This window comes from Streptomyces cacaoi, assembly GCF_006539165.1.
Lineage (GTDB): Bacteria > Actinomycetota > Actinomycetes > Streptomycetales > Streptomycetaceae > Streptomyces > Streptomyces cacaoi.
In genome coordinates this window covers 45,876-62,139 of record NZ_BJMM01000019.1, presented here as the reverse complement: position 1 = coordinate 62,139, position 16,264 = coordinate 45,876, and the positions used below count along the sequence as shown (strand labels likewise).

At 74.8% G+C, this 16,264-nt stretch carries 17 protein-coding genes; 9 read left to right on the top strand and 8 right to left on the bottom strand.

The annotated features are described in order from the left end of the window. Positions 1-297: 297 nt before the first annotated feature. The gene (locus SCA03_RS18695; RefSeq protein WP_030876750.1) at positions 298-687 is read right to left on the bottom strand and encodes a DUF2267 domain-containing protein; all 390 of its coding nucleotides are present in this window, start codon (positions 685-687) and stop codon (positions 298-300) included. Positions 688-838: 151 nt separating this feature from the next. Between SCA03_RS18695 and SCA03_RS18690 the strand changes: the two genes are divergently transcribed. Further along, positions 839-1,210: a gas vesicle protein GvpO gene (locus SCA03_RS18690; protein WP_230988801.1), complete on the top strand. Its 372-nt coding sequence runs from the start codon at positions 839-841 to the stop codon at positions 1,208-1,210. A gap of 112 nt (positions 1,211-1,322) precedes the next feature. On the opposite strand, the gene SCA03_RS18685 is transcribed toward SCA03_RS18690, so the two are convergent. Further along, complete coding sequence (locus SCA03_RS18685; RefSeq protein WP_170223844.1) at positions 1,323-1,958, bottom strand: PP2C family protein-serine/threonine phosphatase; 636 nt, start codon at positions 1,956-1,958, stop codon at positions 1,323-1,325. Between the two features lie 1,369 nt (positions 1,959-3,327). Between SCA03_RS18685 and SCA03_RS18680 the strand changes: the two genes are divergently transcribed. Both SCA03_RS18680 and SCA03_RS18675 read left to right on the top strand, forming a co-directional pair. Next, positions 3,328-3,723 carry an RNA-binding S4 domain-containing protein gene (locus SCA03_RS18680; RefSeq protein WP_030876744.1) on the top strand — a complete coding sequence of 132 codons (396 nt, stop codon included), beginning with the start codon at positions 3,328-3,330 and terminating at the stop codon, positions 3,721-3,723. A gap of 261 nt (positions 3,724-3,984) precedes the next feature. Beyond that, positions 3,985-5,019 carry a sulfotransferase family protein gene (locus tag SCA03_RS18675; RefSeq protein ID WP_230988800.1) on the top strand — a complete coding sequence of 345 codons (1,035 nt, stop codon included), beginning with the start codon at positions 3,985-3,987 and terminating at the stop codon, positions 5,017-5,019. 28 nt (positions 5,020-5,047) lie between these two features. On the opposite strand, the gene SCA03_RS18670 is transcribed toward SCA03_RS18675, so the two are convergent. After that, positions 5,048-6,703: an FAD-binding dehydrogenase gene (locus tag SCA03_RS18670; RefSeq protein WP_086818061.1), complete on the bottom strand. Its 1,656-nt coding sequence runs from the start codon at positions 6,701-6,703 to the stop codon at positions 5,048-5,050. A gap of 102 nt (positions 6,704-6,805) precedes the next feature. Here SCA03_RS18670 and SCA03_RS18665 point away from each other — a divergent pair, with 102 nt between their 5' ends. The 6 genes from SCA03_RS18665 (at position 6,806) to SCA03_RS18640 (ending at position 11,068) form a co-directional block, all read left to right on the top strand. Continuing rightward, positions 6,806-7,345 (top strand): NUDIX domain-containing protein, encoded by a 540-nt coding sequence (locus tag SCA03_RS18665; RefSeq protein WP_086818063.1) that lies wholly within the window; start codon positions 6,806-6,808, stop codon positions 7,343-7,345. A gap of 53 nt (positions 7,346-7,398) precedes the next feature. After that, positions 7,399-7,797 (top strand): YidH family protein, encoded by a 399-nt coding sequence (locus tag SCA03_RS18660; RefSeq protein ID WP_030876733.1) that lies wholly within the window; start codon positions 7,399-7,401, stop codon positions 7,795-7,797. Between the two features lie 49 nt (positions 7,798-7,846). After that, entirely contained in the window at positions 7,847-8,176 is a 330-nt protein-coding gene (locus tag SCA03_RS18655; RefSeq protein ID WP_037851979.1) for a DUF202 domain-containing protein, read from the top strand. Beyond that, the gene (locus tag SCA03_RS18650; RefSeq protein WP_037851977.1) at positions 8,173-8,727 is read left to right on the top strand and encodes a gluconokinase; all 555 of its coding nucleotides are present in this window, start codon (positions 8,173-8,175) and stop codon (positions 8,725-8,727) included. The genes SCA03_RS18655 and SCA03_RS18650 overlap by 4 nt, the downstream gene beginning before the upstream one ends. A 99-nt stretch (positions 8,728-8,826) precedes the next feature. Beyond that, the gene (locus SCA03_RS18645) at positions 8,827-9,846 is read left to right on the top strand and encodes a phosphotransferase family protein (RefSeq protein WP_030876725.1); all 1,020 of its coding nucleotides are present in this window, start codon (positions 8,827-8,829) and stop codon (positions 9,844-9,846) included. A 7-nt stretch (positions 9,847-9,853) separates the two neighbouring features. Further along, positions 9,854-11,068, top strand: a complete 1,215-nt coding sequence (locus SCA03_RS18640) for an acyl-CoA dehydrogenase family protein (protein WP_030876722.1) — start codon at positions 9,854-9,856, stop codon at positions 11,066-11,068. A 237-nt stretch (positions 11,069-11,305) separates the two neighbouring features. Here SCA03_RS18640 and SCA03_RS18635 read toward each other — a convergent pair whose 3' ends face one another. The 5 genes from SCA03_RS18635 to SCA03_RS18615 form a co-directional block, all read right to left on the bottom strand. Further along, positions 11,306-11,731 (bottom strand): PPOX class F420-dependent oxidoreductase, encoded by a 426-nt coding sequence (locus tag SCA03_RS18635; protein ID WP_030876719.1) that lies wholly within the window; start codon positions 11,729-11,731, stop codon positions 11,306-11,308. A gap of 186 nt (positions 11,732-11,917) precedes the next feature. After that, complete coding sequence (locus tag SCA03_RS18630; RefSeq protein WP_086818060.1) at positions 11,918-12,883, bottom strand: NADPH:quinone oxidoreductase family protein; 966 nt, start codon at positions 12,881-12,883, stop codon at positions 11,918-11,920. Positions 12,884-12,939: 56 nt separating this feature from the next. Further along, positions 12,940-13,485 (bottom strand): TetR/AcrR family transcriptional regulator, encoded by a 546-nt coding sequence (locus tag SCA03_RS18625; RefSeq protein ID WP_051855899.1) that lies wholly within the window; start codon positions 13,483-13,485, stop codon positions 12,940-12,942. 154 nt (positions 13,486-13,639) lie between these two features. Further along, positions 13,640-15,322, bottom strand: a complete 1,683-nt coding sequence (locus tag SCA03_RS18620) for an AMP-binding protein (RefSeq protein ID WP_086818058.1) — start codon at positions 15,320-15,322, stop codon at positions 13,640-13,642. Beyond that, positions 15,319-16,134 (bottom strand): SDR family oxidoreductase, encoded by an 816-nt coding sequence (locus tag SCA03_RS18615; RefSeq protein ID WP_037865642.1) that lies wholly within the window; start codon positions 16,132-16,134, stop codon positions 15,319-15,321. Before SCA03_RS18615 ends, SCA03_RS18620 begins: the two co-directional genes overlap by 4 nt. Positions 16,135-16,264 lie beyond the last annotated feature (130 nt).

Here is a 16,264-nt window from a genome sequence, read left to right as displayed (position 1 = left end):
GAGGGGGGCACGAGGATCCCGCGGCGGCCGCACCGGAACCCGGAGCGCCGCCGCCCACGTGTGCCCGGCGCCCACCATGTGCCCGGCACCCGCAGGTGCCCGGAGCGCCGCTCCCCCTGTGCGCCCGCTCCCTGAACCGCACGGCCCGGCGAGGCCGGATCCCGCACGCTCAGAAGGAAGCGGGCCGCCCCGTCCCGGCGGTGCGGTGTGCGCACGCCGGGAGCGGACACGGCCCGCGCGGGAGCGCACTGCCGTCACGGAGGTGAGCGCAGCGCACGGTGCGCGGTACGGCCCGGATCAGTGCAGCTCGGGGTGGCCGAACAGGGGCGCGTAGCCGCTGGGCAGCTGGCTGAGGAGCTTGTTGCGCTCCCCGCCCGAGACCTGGTCGCAGATGGTCTGGCAGACCGCCTCGGCGTGCCTGCGTGCGACCCCGGTGTTCTCCGCCCCGGTCGCCTGCCGTACCCGTTCGACGAATTCCCCTTCGCTCCAGGTCGTCGCGCCGCGGCCGTCGTGGGTGACCGTTCCGGCCATCCGCTCCGGCAGCTGCGAGGCCAGATGCCGGGCCGAGGCGGGCTGGAGCCTCGCACCGAGCAGCGTCATCACGGCCTCGGAGACGCGTACGGCCTCCCCGCGGTCCGGGTAGTTTCCGCGGTCGCGCACCTCGGACAGGAACGTTCCGTACGTCATGCCGAACTCCTCCTTTCTTCTCGGCCCCACACCGGTACCCACCGAGGTCCGGTTCACGCGGCCGTCCCGGGGCACCCGGGACGGCCGCGACCGACCCCGGGCGCCCGGCCGCTTGCGACCGGGCGCCCGGGGGCCCGACCGAGGAGGAGACGTGGCAGCCGAGAAGGAGAAGCCCAGCCGTACCGCGCGGCAGGACGGCGCCGGGCGGACACCGGACGCCGGCGGCGGAACGGACGACGCCCGGGCCGGAGGGCGGCCGAGCCGGGCCGTGCCCGTCGCCGAGGTGCTGGTCGCCGCGCGCGAGACCCTGCGCGAGCTGACCGGCAGCGAACCGGAGTCGTTCTCCCGCGTCGAGCCGGACGGCGAGGGCGGCTGGCAACTGCGCGTCGAAGCGGTCGAGCTGCGCAGGGTGCCCGACACCACCAGCCTGCTGGGCTCCTACGAGATGACGCTCGACGGGGACGGCGCCCTGCTCGGCTACCGCCTGGTGAACCGGTACGAGCGCGGCCGTCCGGACCGCTGACGTGCCCCGGACCGGCCCCGCCGTCCGGGACACCGCGCTCGGGCCGCGCCCCGGGTCCGGATCCGGGTCCGGGCCCGCGCGCTCCCACCACCCGCAGGCGGGGCCTGCGTGCTCAGGCCACCCGCAGCACGAAGACCGTCGCGTCGTCCTCCGCCTCGGGCCCGAGGATCTCGCCCATCACACGGTCCGCCACCGCGCGGGCCCCGCCGTCGCCTCCCGCGGCACACTCCCGCACGGCGTCGATCAGGGCGCGCGTCCCGGCGTCCAGGTCCTGACCCCGGCTCTCGATGACGCCGTCGGTGTAGAAGACCAGCAGATCGCCCGGCCGCAACAGGGTGCAGTTGACCGGGTAGGAGGGCTCCGGCGCCACCCCGAACATCAGGCCGTGCTCCGCGTCCGGCACCCGGGGTTCGCCGTCCCGCACCAGCAGCGGCGTCGGATGCCCGGCGCTGGCCCACCGGAACCGCCGGGAGGCCGGGTCGAGATGGCCGATGACGGCCGTCGCCGTGCTGTCGACGCCCGAGTAGTAGACGACCTCGCCCAGCGCCGTCGCCAGCTCCCCCGGGTCGCCGTCGGTGTAGGCGAGCCCGGCCAGCGCCGAGCGCTGCTGCACCGCCCTGCTGGCCGCGTCCACCCCGTGCCCCGAGGCGTCCCCGACGGCCAGCAGCACCCGGCCGTCGGGCAGTTCGCGGCACTTGTACCAGTCGCCGCCGATGCGGTGGTCCGAGGGGACGAAGGCGGCGCCCACCGAGATCCCCTCGGCGCCGACCACCGGCAGGCGGCGGGGTGAGCGCGCCGCGCAGCGTCTCGGAGACCCGGCGCTCGGCCGCGGCCTCCTGCCGCAGCCGCTCCGCTGTGCTCAGCGCCGAACGCAGCCGCTCCTCCTGCTCGGTGATGTCCCGGGCGGCGAACAGCACCGTCGTGGGCGGGTCGCTGCCGGCGGGCTGCGCCTGGCCGAGCCAGCGCACCCGGCGGGTGCCCGCCGGGGTGTGCAGCGTCAGCTCGCGGTCGGCGATCTCGCCCCCGGTGAGCAGTTCGCGTACGTCCTGGACGAAGCCGGGGACGTCGGAGCGCTCGACGAGGCGGCCGACGGAGAGGATGTCGGCGGCCGGATCCCGCGCCTGTGCCACCAGCGGCGCCGTGTCACCGCCCCGGCCGCGCCGCACGCCCGTCTCCCACCCGGCACGCTCCCCACCCGGCGCCCCCGCCGTACCCGCCGTGTCCGCCGTCTCCGCCGCCCCCGTCCCGTCCGGCACGTCGTCCTCCGCCGGTGCCTCCTCCAGGCCCAGCAGCCGGCGCATCCCGACGGACCACTGGACCCGGCCCGAGACGAGGTCCCACTCGGCCCAGCCCATCCGGCCCGTGCGCTGGACGCGCTGCCCGATGGCGGCCTCGCCCACCGGCTGCCAGTGCGTGAGCAGCAGCCCGTCCTCGCCCGCGAGCGGGCTGACGACACCGCTGAGCCGGGCCCGGTGCACCGCACCCTCGACCACGTCGACATAGTCGAACGCGTCGCTCGCGACCGGCCGCCCGTCCCGCAGTGCCTCGCAGTACAGCGCGAACATCCCGCTGGCGTGCACCCCGGGCCGCACCTCGGAGATCGGCCGGCCGATCAGCCGCGCCGGGGTGCGCAGCCCCCCGCTCAGCTCCCGGTCGTTCGCCGCGACGACGGTGAAGTCGGACACTTCGCCGGCCGGGTCCCGCTCCGGCCGCAGCACCGTCGAGCTGCCCGGCAGCGCCGAGAGGACCGAGCCCGTCCAGGGCGGTGCGCCGGGCAGGACGGCGACGTCCTCCGGCACATCGGCCCGCTCCGCCCAGATCTCGCGCTCCTCCCCAGGCTCCCCGGCCGCACAGCTCGGCGCGCGCCCCTCCCGGCGTTCGTGCTCCCGCGCGGCGACCCGCGCACGGGCGTGGCAGCGGGCGCGGGCCGAGGCGCAGCGCCCGGGAGGCGAGGGCACGCAGCGCCGCTTCCCGGCCGTCCGACGGGTCGGGGAAGGAGTCAGCGGAAGAAGCAGCAGAGGAAGAGCCCATTACCGGCATTCTCCGATGTTCCCGGCCATCTCGCCCCCGCGCGGGAACCCTCCCGGCCGCCCCGGCGGCTCGCCTAGAGTCGTCCCATGACGTCACAGGCGGGGAGCACGGACACCGCGGCACCGGTGCGGGTCGACAGCTGGGTCTGGTCGGTACGGCTGACGAAGACCCGCTCCCAGGCGGCGACGGCCGCCCGGGGCGGTCACATCAAGGTCAACGGCGAGTCCGTGAAGGCGGCGCACCCCGTGCGGGTGGGCGACGAGGTGCGGGTACGGCACTCGGGGCGGGAGCGGATCGTCGTCGTCCGGCGCCTGATCAAGAAGCGGGTGGGGGCGGCCGTGGCCGCCGAGTGCTACCTCGACAACAGTCCGCCGCCGCCGGCGCCCGCGGAGGCGGCGGCCGTGCCTCGGCGGGACCGGGGTGCCGGGCGGCCCACCAAGCGGGAGAGGCGGGAGTTGGATCGGTTGCGGGGGGTCGGCTGAGGGGGTTTCTGGGGTCTGCGCGGGGTGGCCGGGGTCTCTGCGTTCGTACCGCGCCGTCGTGGTGGCCCTCCCCAGGGCTTCGCCCCCTGTATGGGGCTTCGCCCCTCTCCCCGTTGGCCTCGCCGGCCGGGGGGCCGGGTGGCTTCCGCCCCCTCTGGGAGACCCCCGCTCCGTGGTGCCGTGGTTGCTCCGGGATGTCGGGTGGGCAGGACTCGGGGCGACGGCGATGTGGACCTGGCAGGTCCCAGGGGAGGGAAATACGTGAGTGCGGAGAATCTGACCTTCGTTGTGGGGACGGGGCGTTCGGGGTCGACGGCACTGTCCCGGGTGCTGCGCGAGCACCCGGACGTGCTGAGCCTCAACGAGCTGGGCGCCACCGCCCTTCAGCCGGACACGCTGTGCGAGGAGCCGCTGACGGGCAAGGAGTTCTGGTCCCGGATCACCGCGCCGAACGAGCTGTTCAACAACATGATCCGCAGCGAGGTCCCGCTGCCGGAGTTCCTCTACGACATGTCCACCGGCCGCTACAGCACCGAGGGCGGAGGCATTCCCGCGCTCTCGCTGATGGTGCTGCCGCATCTGTCCGACGATCCGGACGGGCTCCTGGACACCCTGGAGCCGAAGATCACGAGCCGGCCGTCCGCGCCCTGCGCCGCCCACTGGGAGACGCTGTTCGAGGCGCTCGCCGCGCACCAGGGCGGCGCCCGGGCCGTCGTCGAACGCTCGGGCTTCTCCACGGGCAACATTCCGCTGCTGCACGCGCACTTCCCGCACGCCCGCTTCGTGCATCTGCACCGGGACGGGCCGGACTGCGCGCTCTCGATGAGCCGGCACGCCGGATTCCGGATGATCATGCAGCTGATGGACATGGCCGAGCTGGCGGGGGTGGACTCCCCGCGGGAGCTGACCGACGAGCACAAGGCCGTCCTGCCGCCGCATCTGTCCGCGCTGCTGGAGGAGCGGTTCGACCCGGCACTGCTGTGGGAGCGTGAGCTGCCCGTGGCCCGGTTCGCCGGGCTGTGGTCCCGGCTCGTCCAGGAGGCCACCGAACATCTGGGCGCGCTCCCGCCGGACACCGTGACGACACTCTCGTACGAGCGGATGCTGGACGAGCCGCGCGAACAGCTCACGCGGCTGGCCGGGTTCCTCGGTGTCCCGCCGCTGCCCGACTGGCTGGACCGGGCGGCGACGATGCTCGACCCGGGCCGGCGGGGCGCCGCGCTGCGCCTGCCGCCCGACGAACTGGCCGCCGTCCGCAGCGCCTGCGCTCCGGGCGCCGCGGTACTGGGGCGGTGAGCCGCGGGGAGGCGGCCGGCGCTCCGGGTCAGCCGAGCGCGCGGGCGGCGGCCCGTCCGGCGGTGCGCCCGGAGAAGAGGCACCCGCCGAGGAAGGTGCCCTCCAGCGAGCGGTATCCGTGCACGCCTCCCCCGCCGAACCCGGCGGCCTCCCCTGCCGCGTAGACCCCGGGCAGGGGCGAGCCGTCCTCGGTCAGCACCCGCGCGGACAGGTCCGTCTCCAGGCCGCCGAGGGACTTGCGGGTCAGGATGTTGAGGCGGACGGCGATCAGCGGCCCGGCTGCGGGGTCGAGCAGCCGGTGCGGTGCGGCGACCCGGATCAGCCGGTCGCCGAGGTAGCGCCGGGCGCCGTGGACCGCGGTGACCTGGAGGTCCTTGCTGTACGGGTTGCGGATCTCCCGGTCGCGGGCGGCGATCTCGCCGTGCAGCGCGTCGGCGTCGATGAGGTCGTCGCCGGTCAGCTCGTTCATCCGCCGGGCCAGCGCGGCCGGTTCGCGCTCGATGACGAAGTCGGCCCCGTGGTCCATGAACGCCTGGACGGGTCCGGGGGCTCCGTGCCGGGCCCGGCCGAGCACGTCCCGTACGGAGCGCCCGGTCAGGTCGGGGTTCTGCTCGGACCCGGAGAGCGTGAACTCCTTCTCGATGATCTTCCGGCTGAGCACGAACCAGGTGTAGCCGTGCCCGGTACGCATGATGTGGTCGAGCGTGCCGAGGGTGTCGAAGCCGGGGAAGAGCGGCACGGGCAGCCGCCGGCCGGTGGCGTCCAGCCACAGCGAGGAGGGCCCGGGCAGGATCCGGATGCCGTGCCGGGCCCAGATGGGGTTCCAGTTCTCGATGCCCTCGGTGTAGTGCCACATCCGGTCGCGGTTGATGATCCGTCCGCCGGCGTCCTCGGCGACGCCCAGCATCAGCCCGTCCACATGGGCGGGGACGCCGGAGAGCATCTTCTCCGGCGGGGTCCCCAGCCGCTCGGGCCAGTTGGCTCGTACCAGTTCGTGGTTGCCGCCGATCCCCCCGGAGGCGACGATCACGGCCTGGGCCCGCAGTTCGAAGGTGCCGACGGCCTCGCGGCTGCTGGCGGTGCCCCGCTGCGCCGTGCTCGGCGCGAGCACCTCGCCGGTGACGGTGTCCACCGCGCCCGCGGTCCGCTTCAGTCCCGTCACCCGGTGCCGGAAGCGCAGTTCGACCCGGCCGCGGGCGACGCCCGCCCGCACCCGGCGCTCGAACGGCTCGACCAGGCCGGGCCCGGTGCCCCAGGTGATGTGGAAGCGCGGCACCGAATTGCCGTGCCCGTTCGCGTCGTAGCCGCCGCGCTCGGCCCAGCCGACGACGGGGAAGAACCGCACGCCCATGCGGTGCAGCCAGGCCCGCTTCTCCCCGGCGGCGAAGTCGACATAGCTCTCCGCCCAGCGGCGCGGCCAGTGGTCCTCGGGACGGTCGAAGGCGGCCGTGCCCAGCCAGTCCTGCCAGGCCAGCCGGTGGCTGTCGCGGATGCGCAGCCGCCGCTGCTCGGGCGAGTCGACGAAGAAGAGCCCGCCGAAGGACCAGTGCGCCTGGCCGCCGAGCGCCTGTTCGGGCTCCTGGTCGAGGAGGATCACCCGCCGCCCGGCCTCGGCGAGTTCCGCCGTGGCGGCGAGCCCCGCGAGGCCGCCCCCGATCACGATCGCATCGGCGTCGTACGCCATTCCTGACCATCCTCTCCGCCGCGGTCGCCGTGGTGACCGGAGAGTAACCGCGGGACCCGGCCACCGGACACCCTCGCGGAGCGCGGTGATTGGATGACCGGTATGACACAGGAGAGTCAGCAGGGCCGGCAGGGCGGGCTCGCGGCGGACGAGCTGCTGGACACCGTGGACGAGCGGGACCGGATGACCGGGCAGCGCCGCCGTGCCGAGGTCTATGCGCACGGGCTGCGGCACCGCTGCACCGCCATCCGGGTCCGGGACGGCGAGGGCCGGATCTTCGTACACCGCCGCACCCCGGAGAAGCTGATCTTCCCCTCGATGTACGACGTCGTCGTGGGCGGCGTGGTCGGCGCGGGCGAGGACTACGACACGGCGGCGCTGCGCGAGGCGGAGGAGGAACTGGGGGTGCGCGGACTGCCCCTGCCGGAGCTGCGGCTGAAGTTCCTCTTCGAGACACCCGAGGTGTCCTGGTTCATCCAGGTCTACGAGGTGGTCTGCACGCTGCCCGTCCGCCCGCAGCCGGAGGAGGTCGCCTGGTGGGACTTCCTGACCGAGGACGAGCTGGAGCGCCGGCTGCCCACCTGGGACGTGGTCCCGGACGGCCTGGAGTGCCACCGCAGGCTGGACGCGGCCCGGGGCTGAACCTGCGGTGCCCACCGGGCGGCGGCTCGCGGGCCGCGACGTACGGTGGGGCCATGATCGCCCGCATCACGGCAGCCGTCCGGCTGTGGTTCGCCCCCGAACGCATCCGCGAGGAAGGCACCACGCCCGACTACCGCTTCTCCCTCGCCAACGAGCGCACCTTCCTGGCCTGGATCCGCACCGCACTGGCCCTGGTGGCCGGCGGTATCGCCGTGGACCAGTTCCTCACCGGACTGCGCTGGGCCGCGCGGACGACGGTGGCGATCGTGCTGCTGGCCGGCGCCGTGGCGTGCGCCTTCCGCGCCGTGCACCAGTGGGTGCGGGTGGAGCGCGCGATGCGGCGCGGCGAGGACCTTCCGGCGTCCCGGTTCCCCGCCGTGCTGGCGACGGCGACCGCGGGCGCCGCCGTCCTCGTGATCGCGGTGGTGGTCCTGGGCTGGGCCGGCCGGTGAGCCGGGGCAGCGGACGGGGGCACGGCAGCGGCGGTGCACGGAGGACGGCGTGAGCGGGAACGGGCGGACGCGGGTCACCTTCCCCCCGCGCGACCCGGGGGCCCAGCCGGAGCGCACCTGGTTCGCCTGGCGCCGCACGACGCTGTCCTTCGTGGTGGTCGTCGCGCTCGCCGCGCGCGTCGCGCTCGTGGAACGTTCGGCGCTCGCCGTGGTGGCGGCCGCATGCGGGGCACTCGCCTGGCTGGCCATGCTCCGCGTGACCCAGCGCCGTATCCGCGCCCTGTCCCGGGCACAGCCGGAGGCGATGGGCGCGGCGGAGGTCCGCGGCACGCTGCTGAGCGTGCTGGCACTGATCGTCGTGGGGGTGATTCTGCTGTGACGGACGAAGCGAGGCCGGACACCGGCGGGCCGGGCGGTGACACCGGCCGGGCACCGCTGCTCGTGGTGACGGGCGTCTCCGGCTCGGGCAAGACGACGGTGGGCGAGCGGCTCGCCGAGGCCCTGGGGCTGCCCTACGGGGACGCCGACGACTTCCACCCCGCCGCCAACATCGAGAAGATGCGCTCCGGCGTCCCGCTGGACGACGCCGACCGCGCCCCCTGGCTGGACGCCGTCGCCCGCTGGCTGGCCGCGCACGCCGACGGCGGCGCCGTGGCCTCCTGTTCGGCGCTGAAGCGCGCGTACCGGGACCGGCTGCGGCGCGCCTCCCCGGCCGTCTTCTTCCTGCACCTGCACGGGGACTTCGACCTCCTCGCGGGCCGACTGGCCGGGCGCAGGGGCCACTTCATGCCGGTGAGCCTGCTGCGCTCGCAGTTCGACACCCTCCAGCCGCTCCAGGGGGACGAGCCCGGCGTCACCGTCCCGGTGACCGGGACGGTGGACGAGACCGTCGCCCGCGCCCTGCGGGCCGTTCCCGCGCCCCGCGGCTGAGCCTTCCGGCCCCGGGGCGCGTCCCGGGGCCGGTCGGCCTCTGGACTCCATACCGACTAGTCGGCATGATCGGAGCGACCGACGCAGAGGAGCAGGCACATGAGCGAACAGCATCCGCCGGGGCTCGAACCCGCCCGGCTGGCCGCGTATCTGGAGCGCGAGCGGCCGGGCCTGGTGCAGGGGCCGCTGACCGCCGAGGTCGTCCAGGGCGGCCGCTCGAATCTGACCTACCGGGTCACCGACGGGACCTCGCGATGGGTGGTCCGCCGGCCGCCGCTGGGCCATGTGCTGGCCACGGCGCACGACATGGCGCGCGAGTACCGCGTCATCACCGCGCTGCGCGACACCCCGGTACCGGTGCCGGGCACCGTGCTGCTGTGCGAGGACGAGGACGTGCTCGGCGCGCCCTTCTACGTCATGGAGCACATGCCCGGCACCCCGCTGCGCACCGCCGAGGAGCTGACACAGCTGGGCGCCGAGCGCACCCGCGCGATCGTCCTGGCGCTGCCGGACACGCTCACCGCACTGCACGCCGTCGACCCCGCAGCCGTCGGGCTCGCCGACTTCGGCCGGCCCGAGGGCTTCCTGGAGCGTCAACTGCGCCGCTGGGGCAAGCAGTTGGCGGCCTCGCGCAGCCGCGAGCTGCCGGGCGTCGACGAGCTGCACCGCGCGCTCGGCGCCGCGCTGCCCGACTCGCCGCCGCCCACGCTGGTGCACGGCGACTACCGGCTCGACAACGTCCTGGTGGACGACGACGGGCGGATCACGGCGGTGCTCGACTGGGAGATGTCCACCCTCGGCGACCCGCTGACCGACCTCGGTCTGCTCACCATGTACAGCGAACTGGACCTTCCCGGCTCCCCGATATCCACCACGGGCAGCGCACCCGGGCACCCGTCGGCCGCCGAGCTGGTGGAGCGGTACGCGCGGGGCAGCGGCCGGGACGTCTCCCGCGTCCACTGGTACACCGCGTTCGCCTACTTCAAGCTCGCCGTGATCCTGGAGGGCATCCACTACCGCTGGACGCTCGGGCAGACCGTCGGCGCGGGCTTCGACCGGATCGGCGCGCTCGTCCCGGTCTTCATCGACAACGGACTCACCACGCTCCGGAAGGGCTGAGCGGCACATGGACTTCGCATACGACGCCCGCACCGAGGAACTGCGCGAGCGCCTGCTGGCGTTCATGGACGCGCACGTCCACCCCGCCGAGCAGGTGGCCGCCGAGCAGCGCGCACAGCAGGACTCGCCCTGGGCCACGCCCCCGGTCGTCGAGGAGCTGAAGGCCGAGGCGCGCAGGCAGGGCCTGTGGAACCTCTTCCTGCCGGATCCCGAGTACGGCGCCGGGCTGACGAACCTCCAGTACGCGCCGCTCGCGGAGATCACCGGACGCAGCCCGCAGCTGGCGCCGACGGCCCTCAACTGCGCGGCGCCCGACACCGGGAACATGGAACTGCTGGCCTCCTTCGGCTCGCCCGAGCAGCGCAAGCGGTGGCTGGAGCCGCTGCTGGCGGGCGGGATCCGCTCGGCGTTCGCGATGACCGAGCCGGACGTGGCCTCCTCGGACGCCACCAACATCGGCACGACGATCCGGCGCGAGGGCGACGAGTACGTCGTCACGGGCCGCAAGTGGTACATCTCCGGCGCCATGTCCCCGGACTGCCGGATCTTCATCGTCATGGGGAAGACCGACCCGGACGGCGCCGATGTGCGCCGCCAGCAGTCGATGGTGCTGGTACCGCGCGACACCCCGGGCGTCGAGGTGCGCCGGGCGATGACCGTCTACGGGTACGAGGACCACTACCACGGCGGGCACGCCGAGGTCGTCTTCGACGGCGCGCGGGTCCCGGCGGGCAATCTGCTCGGCGAGGAGGGCGGCGGCTTCGCCATCGCGCAGGCCCGGCTCGGCCCCGGCCGGATCCACCACTGCATGCGGCTGATCGGCATGGCCGAGCGGGGCGTCGAGCTGATGTGCCGACGGGCGCTGGAGCGCGAGGCGTTCGGCAAACCGCTGGCCCGGCAGGGCGTGATCCACGAGTGGATCGCCGACGCGCGGGTGCAGATCGAGCAGCTGCGGCTGCTGGTGCTGAAGACGGCCTGGCTGATGGACACCGTCGGCAACAAGGGCGCGCACACCGAGATCCAGGCCATCAAGATCGCGACGCCGCGTGCGGTGGTGCGGATCCTGGACGACGCGGTGCAGCTGCACGGCGCCGGCGGCGTCTCGCAGGACTTCCCGCTGGCCGAACTGTGGGCCGCCGCCCGCACGTTGCGCCTCGCGGACGGCCCCGACGAGGTGCACCAGCGGTCACTGGCCCGCCGGGAACTGAAGCGGTACGCCTGACCGGGACGCCTGAGCGGTACGCCCGGGCGGCGGGCCCGGACTCCCCGGGCCCGTGCGCCTCCCCCGGGCCTGCGCGCAGACGCATGGGCGCTACCGCTCACCGCCCTGAGCGCCGGCCACTGACCACTCACCGCTGACCGCTGGGTGGTACCGCCCGCCGCTCGGGCGGTACCGTCCGAGCCGCCCGGCCCGGACCCGGGCCGCCCTGCCCGGCGCCGGGCCGGACGGGCGCAACGGTCAGTCGAGCAGCTCCGCGTAGGCGACGACCTTCGTCGGGTGGAGGCGGACGACGACCTCGCCGGGCACGCCGTTGCGCCTGCCGAACTCCTCGGCCCGGTCCTCGCCCATGTACCGGCCACCGGCCCGGGTGGCCACGTCGAGGAGTTCGTCCGGGTCCTCGCTCAGCGTCACCTCGCCGCGCGCCTCGACGTAGGAGAAGGGCGGCCTCTCGTCGTCGACGCAGAGCGCCGCGTGTGGTCTGCGCCGCAGATTGCGCGCCTTCACCGTGTCGCCGCCCGTGGTGAACAGGAAGTCCTCGCCGTCGAACACGTACCAGACCGGCGTGACGCGCGGGGCGCCGTCGGGCCCGGCGTAGGAGAACTTCCCAGTGTGGACCTCACGTGTGACGAACGCGCGCCACTCCTCGTCCGACATGGTGTGCATGGACACCCCTTCCGTCGCGCGCCGGCCGTCTCCGGCACTCACGCCCTCCGTTCCAGAGTATGTACGGATATGCGCGCGTCGCCAGGCGGGGACGACGGGGACGACGAGGGACGACGGGGACGCCGTCGTGCGGGAGCAGGGGTCCGCGGGGCGCGGCCCGGTGCGGCCGGGCGCGCCCCGGTCCGGTCAGGGCAGGACGACGATGCGGCCCGTGGTCACGCCGTCGAAGACGCGCTGGACGGCGTCGGCCGCCGCGTCCAGGCCGACGCGCTCGCTGACCACGGGCCGCACCAGGCCCTTGTCGGCCAGCCGGGTCAGCTCCCGGTGGCAGGCGTCCACAGCGGCCGGGTCCTTGGCCGCGTACAGGCCCCAGTGCAGGCCGAGGATCGAGTAGTTCTTGACGAGGGCGTGGTTGAGCGCCGGGGTGGGCACGGCGCCGCTCGCGAAGCCGACGACCACGATGCGGCCCTCGAAGGCCACGCACTTCGTGGACTGCTTGTAGGCGTCGCCGCCGACCGGGTCGTAGATCACGTCCGCTCCCCGGCCGCCGGTGGCCTCCTTGACGGCGGCCACGACGTCCTCGGCACGCCGGTCGACGACCACGTCGCAGCCCAGCTCCCGTGCCGCCCGCGCCTTGTGCTCGCCGCCGACGACGCCGATGACGCGGGCACCGGCCGCCCTGCCGAGCTGGACGGCCGCGCTGCCGACGCCGCCCGCCGCCGCGTGCACGAGCAGCGTCTCGCCCTCGCGCAGGCCCGCGCGCCGGTGCAGACCGAACCAGCCCGTCTGGTACCCGATGTGCAGGGCGGCGGCCTCCGCGTCGTCGAGCCCCTCGGGGGCCGGGCGCGCCGTGGCCTCGTCGACGACGGTGTACTCGGCGAACCCCCCGGCCGGCAGCACCGGTTGGGCCAGCACCCGCTCACCGGCCCGCGCGCCGCCGGCGATCTCGCCGCACAGCTCGACGCCGGGCGTGAACGGCAGCTCGGGCCGCACCTGGTACTCGCCGCGGCACAGCAGCGCGTCCGGGTAGTTGACGTTCGCGGCGCGCACCCGCACCAGCAGTTGGCCCTCGGCGGGCTCGGGCGGGGGTATCTCCTCCAGCCGCATCACATCGCGCGGTTCGCCGTTGCTGTGGACGCGCCAGACCTGCACGGGGTGTTCCCTTCCTCGGTGGACGGACTGGGGACGGGCGGAGCGCCTGCGGGTTGCTACGGGCGCAGTGCGCGCATCAGGAGACCGGCCAGATGGTCGGCGACCTGCTGCGGGGTGAGCCGCCCGTCCGGGCGGTACCAGCTGCTGAGGTGGTGCACGGAGCCGAAGTGGTAGTCCACGACCAGGTCGGCGGGGGTCTCGTCGGTGAACACGCCTGCCCGCTGGCCCTCTTCGACGAGTGCGCGGAACCGCTCGTGGTAGCGGCGCCGTTCGGCCCGCACCTGCTTCTGCTTCTCGTCGGAGAGCTGGTGCATGGACCGGAAGAAGATCATCGCGTCGTCGAGGTTCTCGATGGTGGTGACGACCACGTCGGCCGCCGCGGCACGCACCCGTTCCTCGACGCCGCTGCCGCTGTCCGCGACCCGGTCGAGCCGCTCCTGCTGGAGCCGCAGCAGCCGCCCGTAGATCTCGTGCAGCAGATCGTCCTTGGAACCGAAGTAGTGGTAGAGGGCGCCCTTGGTGACGCCCGCGGCCTCCACGATCTCCTGGACGGAGGTGCGGTCGTAGCCGCGCTCGGCGAACAGCCGGGTGGCGGCGGCCATCAGGCGCTGCGGCACCGGCGCCTCGCCGCCGCCGGCTGCCGCCGCCGTGCCGGGCGGTGCCGCGGCCCGGTCGGTGTGGTCCTTGCCGGCGGTTCTGCTCGCCATGCCGTCGCCTGCCTCTCGTCGTACGTGGTGCCGCGCCGTCCGGTGGCGGTCAGCGCTCGGTCGCGTCGTCCGGCGCGTCCGGGGAACGCAGCCGACGCCGCAGGATCTTCCCACTGGCGGTCTTCGGCAGTTCGGCCAGGATCGCCACCTCGCGCGGGTACTTGTAGGCGGCGAGCCGCTCGCGGCACCAGTCGCGCAGCTCGCCGGGGCCGGCCGCCGCTCCGTCCCGCAGGCTGACGTACGCCTTGACGCTCTCGCCGCGGTACGCGTCCGGCACCCCGACGACGGCGGCCTCGCGCACCGCCGGATGGGTGTGCAGGACGTCCTCGACCTCGCGCGGCCACACCTTGAAACCCGAGGCGTTGATCATGTCCTTCTTGCGGTCGACGACGTAGAGCCAGCCGTCCCGGTCCATGAACCCGATGTCCCCGGTGCGCAGTTCACCGTCCGGCAGCGCCTCGGCGCTCTCCCGCGGGCGCCCCCAGTAGCCGGGCACGACCTGCGGTCCGCGCACCGCGATCTCGCCCCGTTCGCCGAACGGCACCGGCCGGCCCGCCTCGTCGAGGATCCGCACCACGGTGTCCGGGCCCGGCACACCGACGGCGAGGGTGCCCGACTCCGGGTCGACGGGCGCCTCCAGGCCGGGCGGTACGGACGCGCAGGGCGCGCTGCACTCGGTCAGGCCGTAGCCGTTGCCGAGGTATCGCCCGAAGGCGGAGCGGAACCTCTCGACGAGCGCCGGGGGCAGCGGCGCCCCGCCGGAGGAGAGGTGGACGAAGGAGGCGAAGTGGTCCCGGGTGGCGGCGGGGTGTGCGGCCAGCGCCATGTAGGCGGTGGACGGCCCGACGGTGAAGGCGGGCCGGTGCTCCAGGAAGGCGTCGAGGACGACGCCCGCCTCGAAGCGGTGGGCGAGCGCCAGCGTGCCCCGGGCCGCGAGGCAGCCGGCCAGCTCGACGACCATGCCGGTGATGTGGAAGAGCGGGGCCAGCGCGAAGACGGTGGAGCCCTCGGGGACCGCGCCGCCGACCCGCTGCCGCTCCGCGTTGTAGGCCAGATTGGCATGGGTGTTGGTGGCGCCCTTCGGGGTTCCGCTGGTGCCGGAGGTGTAGCTGATGAGCGCGATGTCGCCGGCCACCGGCTCCCGTCCGGCGGGCGGTGCGCCCCCGGCGCGGGCGACGGCGAGCAGGTCGTCGGCGTCGTCGGCCGGTGCGGCGCGCGGGAAGTCCAGCACGCGGGGGTCGTCGCGGGTCTGGAGGCCGCGCTCGCAGGCGGTCAGCACGGTGCGCACCGGGGAGCCGGCGGCGGCCGTGCGCAGGCGCTCCTGCCAGGCGGGGCCGGCGCACACCAGCGCGCCCGCGCCCGCGTCGTCGAGGACGTGCCGTACCTCGCGCTCCTTGTACATGGGGTTGACCGGGACGACGACGAGCCCGGCCTTCCACGCGCCGAGCAGGGCCAGCACGAAGTGCGGCGAGTTCTGCAACATCAGCGCGAGCCGTTCGCCGCGCTCCAGGCCGCGCGCGGCGAGGTGGGCGGCGACGCCGTCGGAGAGCGCGTCGGTCTCCGCGTAGCTGAGCCGTCCGTCGAAGTAGGCGAGCGCCGTGCGCCCGGGCACCGCGCGGGCCGCCTCCCGGAAGGCGCTCAGCACCGTCTCCGGCGGGACGACGGGCGCCCGCTGCGCGGGGGTGAGCCGGCCGAGCCAGGGCCTGTCCTCGTAGGTCGTGGCCGCCGTCACGCCGCGTCCCCCGCACCGGCGGTCCGGCCCGCCCCCTCGGGGCCCGCGTTCCCCTTCCGGGCCTCGACCTTCTGCTGGACGCGGTTCATCGCGCCGAGCCAGCGGTCGGTGTCGCCGGCGCGTGCCGCGTAGTACCCGGCCGTCTCCGGGTGCGGCAGGACGAGGAAGCGGCCGGCGCCGAGCGCGTCGAAGAGGGCGTCGGCGACGGCGGCGGGCTCGATGGCGCCGGGCCTGAGCACCATGTCGCCCTCGGTCCCGGTGCGCTCCAGCAGCGCGGTGCGCACGCCCTCGGGGCAGATGGCGTGCACCTCGACGCCCCGGTGCCGGTAGGTGACCGACAGCCACTCGGCGAAGGCGAGCGCCGCGTGTTTGGTGACGCTGTAGGGGGCGGCGCCCAGCATGGTCAGCATCCCGGCGGCGGAGACGGTGGAGACGAACCGCCCCGACCCGCGTTCCAGCCAGTGCGGCAGCAGCTCGCGGGCGGCCCGCACATGCGCCATGACGTTGAGGTCCCAGGCCGTCGCCCACTCCTCCTCCGAAGCCTCGGGGCCGCCGCGGGTGCCGAGGCCGGCGTTGGCGCAGAACGTGTCGACGGTGCCGCCGAGCGCCTCGCGTGCGGCGGCGGCGACACCGCCCGCGTCGCCGGGCACGGCGACACCGCCGATGTCGTCGGCGACCGCCCGCGCCCGCCCGGCGTCCACGTCGTTGACGGCGACCCTGGCGCCCGCGGCGGCGAACCGCCTCGCGAGCGCCTCGCCTATGCCGCCGCCCGCTCCCGTGACGACGACGCCCGTGCCCCGCAGTGACTCCATGGCTGCCCCTTCGGTTCGTCCTGCCGCCCGTGTGCGTCCGGCACACGCCGGCCGCGCCCCGGCAGACTAACCAGTCGGTATGTCGCCGTGGAAGGGGGCGGATCCCGTCCGGTGACGAGGTTGCTATATG

What these genes read in the sequence shown, in the direction of transcription:
- SCA03_RS18670 (WP_086818061.1), bottom strand. Translation starts at nt 6,703, where the DNA reads ATGGCGTACGACGCCGATGCGATCGTGATCGGGGGCGGCCTCGCGGGG.
- SCA03_RS18640 (WP_030876722.1), top strand. Translation starts at nt 9,854, where the DNA reads ATGGACTTCGCATACGACGCCCGCACCGAGGAACTGCGCGAGCGCCTG.
- SCA03_RS18665 (WP_086818063.1), top strand. Translation starts at nt 6,806, where the DNA reads ATGACACAGGAGAGTCAGCAGGGCCGGCAGGGCGGGCTCGCGGCGGAC.
- SCA03_RS18625 (WP_051855899.1), bottom strand. Translation starts at nt 13,485, where the DNA reads ATGGCCGCCGCCACCCGGCTGTTCGCCGAGCGCGGCTACGACCGCACC.
- SCA03_RS18695 (WP_030876750.1), bottom strand. Translation starts at nt 687, where the DNA reads ATGACGTACGGAACGTTCCTGTCCGAGGTGCGCGACCGCGGAAACTAC.
- SCA03_RS18635 (WP_030876719.1), bottom strand. Translation starts at nt 11,731, where the DNA reads ATGCACACCATGTCGGACGAGGAGTGGCGCGCGTTCGTCACACGTGAG.
- SCA03_RS18660 (WP_030876733.1), top strand. Translation starts at nt 7,399, where the DNA reads ATGATCGCCCGCATCACGGCAGCCGTCCGGCTGTGGTTCGCCCCCGAA.
- SCA03_RS18645 (WP_030876725.1), top strand. Translation starts at nt 8,827, where the DNA reads ATGAGCGAACAGCATCCGCCGGGGCTCGAACCCGCCCGGCTGGCCGCG.
- SCA03_RS18615 (WP_037865642.1), bottom strand. Translation starts at nt 16,134, where the DNA reads ATGGAGTCACTGCGGGGCACGGGCGTCGTCGTCACGGGAGCGGGCGGC.
- SCA03_RS18680 (WP_030876744.1), top strand. Translation starts at nt 3,328, where the DNA reads ATGACGTCACAGGCGGGGAGCACGGACACCGCGGCACCGGTGCGGGTC.